Below are 3,838 nucleotides of genomic sequence, written 5' to 3'. Positions count from 1 at the left end.
GTCGGACGGTCAGTCAGGCACTAAAGCTCCTTGCTGGGCAAGGAGTTATCCGCGAGACGGCGCCCAAGGAGTGGGAAATGTCGAATGCAGAACGACTATTTGGAATAATTGATGTTATCGAGGATTGTGTCGACGAGGAATATTCTGGGACTGTCGGCGAGGTAATTCGACTTCTCTCCACGAAGAAGAACGTGCTAGTCGAAGGCGTCGCGGGAAGTGGAAAATCATATCTCCTCGGTGCGCTTGCGAAATATTACAATAATTGCTTAGAAGAGGGTGCGCCCAGTCGGGTGGAGTTTATAGTATTTCATCCAGCGTCAACGTACGAGGACTTTGTTCGGGGGTTGAGGATTGATGGAGATCGCAACTTTGCCATCCAGGACGGTGTGTTTGTCGAAGTATGCAAACGCGCGTGGGCGGAGTACCCAACTCCTCACCTGCTATTCATCGATGAGATAAATCGGGCGCCCACGGCTCGGGTGCTCGGTGATTTATTGTTCGCGATCGAGGCGGGGAAGCGGGTGGCTGTTGACAATCATCCGGGCGATGGGCCGGTAGGCGCAGATTGGACTGAGTCTTCGATTCGACTGCTGATGAGTGATGACAAACATGGCCCCTATCTTGTGGTTCCCGACAACCTGCACATCCTTGGAACGATGAACTCGACGGATCGATCGGTAGGGTCGCTCGACTTGGCGTTACAACGTCGGTTTCATCGCAAGCATATGAGCCCGATGTCGGGTGATGACCTTCGGGATGCGATCCTCTCTACTTTAGCTCCGGCTGAAATTGAAGCAGGTGATTCGCGGATTGTCGATGAGCTTGTGTCTTGGTTTGACGAACTCAATTCGAGACTGAGGGCAGAGATCGGTCCCGATGCTGAGGTTGGACATTCCTACTTCTTCGCCAATGAGTTGTTTGATCGGGAGACTGGCGGGTGCTCGGCGGATGGGATTTCATGGGTTCAATACGATATTCTTAAGCAAACTGCCGAAGTATTTCGGATTTTTGCGGTAGATTCTGACACTATCAGTCGGGTGTTTGATCTTCCTATAGAGTATCCCGGGGGTGAATGGGAGATTGTGTTGCTGGGCCAAGGCCTTGGCGCCACACCGGTCGTGCAGCGGGTAGATAGTGAAGTTGTCGGCGAGGTTGTCGATGAAACCGAGCCAGACCCGCTTCACGGCGCTAGCGACGAAAAGATCGACCCGTCGGATATCGACGTGAATATTTCGGACGTGGCGACAAGTTAATGTCTCCAGGAGGTGTCGGCTGGTTACGTGCGTCGAGGCGGGGAAATGGTGTCGGAGTAGCACTCATAAGTGTTGCGAATGGCCCGTCTGTCGTCGTCCATGTCCTCCCAAAGGTATGGCGACCTGATTCCCCTGGGAAACAAGCGAAACCTAGGCATTTGAATCTGTATTCAGCTGTGCGTTCTCGTGGCAGTGATCCGTTGTCTGTGGTCCTTTATGAGGGGGATTTTCTGGCTCTTCCTGTGGAGTATGCACAGGTTGTGCGCAGGTACGCGTTCGGCCGTGCGCAGGCTAGAATTGGGGATTCTGTCGAATCGGACGAGTTGGGATTCGCGGACCTGTTATTGGAGGAGGTGGTCGCGCCAGGCCAGGGCTGCGACATTCAGATACTTGGATATGATCGGACCAGTCCGTTTGCCGAGAATGACCAGATACATGCCATGTGGACGATTCTAGCTAGCACTCACGACCTCGACACGATTGTTCCGCCTTCCGAAACTGTTTTGTTGGAAAGGCTTATCGAACACGTTCCCGTAATGGAACAGGTTGTGTTTAAGGCGTTCTTGGACGAGCTCAGTTATTGTCTAAGGAGGAAGCGGTCAGAGTTCCAGCCGTTTAGCGAATCATTGCAGGTTGTCCGGGGACGCGTCGATTCTCGCGCGTTGGTGGAACGTGAGGCAAGGGGTCTAATTTCAGTCACATGTGTCTTTGACGATCTGTCTGACGATACACCTGTATGGAGGTTAGTTCGGGCCGCGTTACGGTTGGTGTCAGGTCAGGCTGAGGCTCCTGCATTGGGCACCCAAGCGGGTCGGCTGGACTCGGTTCTCGACTCGGTGACGATTGTAGATCCGGTCAGCGCGATTCTTGCGGTGCCTGTGGTTGATACTGTCTATGCGAAGTATGGAATGTTGAATCTTGTGCGCCTGTCGAGATGCATAGTTCTTCATCGTTATCCGGTCGGTGGCCTTGATTTGAAGGGTCAAGACTCGATGGCTGAGATAAAGGTGGCTACTTCATCGGTGTGGGAGCAGCTCATTGTCCGTTCTTTGGGCTCCGCTCGTTTGGATTGGCTGGTAAAGAATCGTCGAAAAGACACTAGTTTGATGATATTTGAGCATGGCGCAACGAAGTTTCCAGATATAATTCTGGAGGCTCGGCGAGAGCGTTCAACTCGAGTGGGAAGACTTGCGGTGGTGGATGCAAAGTACAAGTTTCAACGCAGGCGTGAGAACGGGAAGGACATGCCGGCGACGATCGCTGGTCAGCTATCGATGGCTGATCAGTACCAATGCTTCGCATACGCTTCTATTCTGAAGGTTCCGTCGGTGTTTGTTGTGGAAGGTCGGTGTTCTAAACTTCTCGCTAAGGATCGGGTTCGTACCGACGCGATGTCCGGAAGTACCGGCCTGGGGAGTACGGTCGCAGTTTGGTCCTTACCATTTCCGCGCCCCGGAATGGTCGATATCGAGGAGGAATCCGTGCTAAAGTTTGTTCGGTGGCTTGAGGATGAAATCGATATATAGAGGTGTCCTATTGGTATGTGTCATAAGGGCGATCCTCACAGCGGTTTCTTTCTGTTGCTTTGAGCATGTGCACGGCGACAGCGAAATGCGTTCATTGTCTCTGCGCCCTGCCCATCGATGACCGATTTGGCCGGCGGTGCATTTTGAGGACTCTTCGGATTTCAGAGTGCGTTGACCCGTTCGGCGAGCTGATCGGAGTGCAGTGGGGACCGCAAGATGTAGTGGTCTAGGTTGCGGAATCCTTGGGCGATTATGTGGAGGTGTTCGAGGCGGCTGTTGATCGCTTCGACTGGTCCATTGGAGACACGGACGTTGAAGTAGGCCAGGATCTCTGTGCGCCGAGCCCACAGGGAGCGGCCGAGTTGGGTCAACTTCTCGAGGCCGGGCGGCACGCCCTTCTGGATCTCCTTTGGCAGGTCCTGATAGTCGGTCCACTTCGCTCTGAAGTCCGGGTGGTTGAATCCGTTCTCAGTCGATCTCGCAGGCCACCGGGGTGTGGGTGTGCCTGCACTGGGCAGCGTACTCGTTCGGCGTCAGGTAGCCCAATGAGGAGTGCCGGTGCCGCGTGTTGTGCTCTTGCTTGTAGTCGCCGATCGCGACCTGCGCTTCGAGCGGGCACGTCCAGTGGTTTCGGTTGAGCAGCTCTCGCCGCATCCAGCTGTTTGATCCATCCCGGGATTTCCGGAGAGATCAGGTCGTGAGTGCCTCCTCCGGATTGAGGGCTCTTCGGATCTAAGAGTGCGTAGGTGAGGTTCGTGTCGACGGCGCTTGAAAACTGAACACTAACGGCGCTCGAAAAGTGGACACTCTGCCGACGATTGGAGGGTGATCACTTTGGAAGATTGGGCGTTGATCCGCAGGCTGGCCGCTGATGGTGTGCCGAACAAGCGGATTGCCGAGCAGTTGAAGATCAGCAGGACGACGGTGATCAAGGCTGTCGGGTCACATGAGCCGCCGAAGTATCAGCGGTCTGCGGCGCCGACGTCGTTCACGCCGTTCGAGGCGCGGGTGCGTGAGTTGCTGGCCGAAACCCCGGATATGCCGGCGACGGTGCTGGCT

The 3,838-nt window shown here is 54.7% G+C and carries 4 protein-coding genes and 1 pseudogene; 3 read left to right on the top strand and 2 right to left on the bottom strand.

Features of this window, described 5'->3' with window-relative positions:
- Both WAW85_RS10980 and WAW85_RS10975 read left to right on the top strand, forming a co-directional pair.
- A partial coding sequence (locus WAW85_RS10980) for an McrB family protein (protein WP_422559648.1) occupies nucleotides 1-1,253 on the top strand: 1,253 nt, incomplete at its 5' end.
- A gap of 206 nt (nucleotides 1,254-1,459) precedes the next feature.
- Nucleotides 1,460-2,779 (top strand): 5-methylcytosine restriction system specificity protein McrC, encoded by a 1,320-nt coding sequence (locus WAW85_RS10975; RefSeq protein WP_422559647.1) that lies wholly within the window; start codon nucleotides 1,460-1,462, stop codon nucleotides 2,777-2,779.
- Between the two features lie 161 nt (nucleotides 2,780-2,940).
- On the opposite strand, the pseudogene WAW85_RS10970 reads toward WAW85_RS10975, so the two are convergent.
- Both WAW85_RS10970 and WAW85_RS10965 read right to left on the bottom strand, forming a co-directional pair.
- Nucleotides 2,941-3,171: pseudogene (locus tag WAW85_RS10970) on the bottom strand (transposase); the annotation flags it as partial.
- A 76-nt stretch (nucleotides 3,172-3,247) separates the two neighbouring features.
- On the bottom strand, nucleotides 3,248-3,433 hold the full coding sequence (locus WAW85_RS10965) for an integrase core domain-containing protein (protein WP_422559646.1): 186 nt from the start codon (nucleotides 3,431-3,433) through the stop codon (nucleotides 3,248-3,250).
- A 171-nt stretch (nucleotides 3,434-3,604) separates the two neighbouring features.
- Here WAW85_RS10965 and WAW85_RS10960 point away from each other — a divergent pair.
- Nucleotides 3,605-3,838: helix-turn-helix domain-containing protein (locus tag WAW85_RS10960; protein WP_422559645.1), on the top strand; the 234-nt coding region annotated here is incomplete at its 3' end.

The organism is Gordonia sp. (in: high G+C Gram-positive bacteria), from assembly GCF_049299075.1.
In the GTDB taxonomy this organism is placed as follows: domain Bacteria; phylum Actinomycetota; class Actinomycetes; order Mycobacteriales; family Mycobacteriaceae; genus Gordonia.
This window is presented reverse-complemented; position numbering and strand designations above follow the sequence as displayed.

What these genes read in the sequence shown, in the direction of transcription:
- WAW85_RS10965 (WP_422559646.1), bottom strand. Translation starts at nt 3,433, where the DNA reads ATGCGGCGAGAGCTGCTCAACCGAAACCACTGGACGTGCCCGCTCGAA.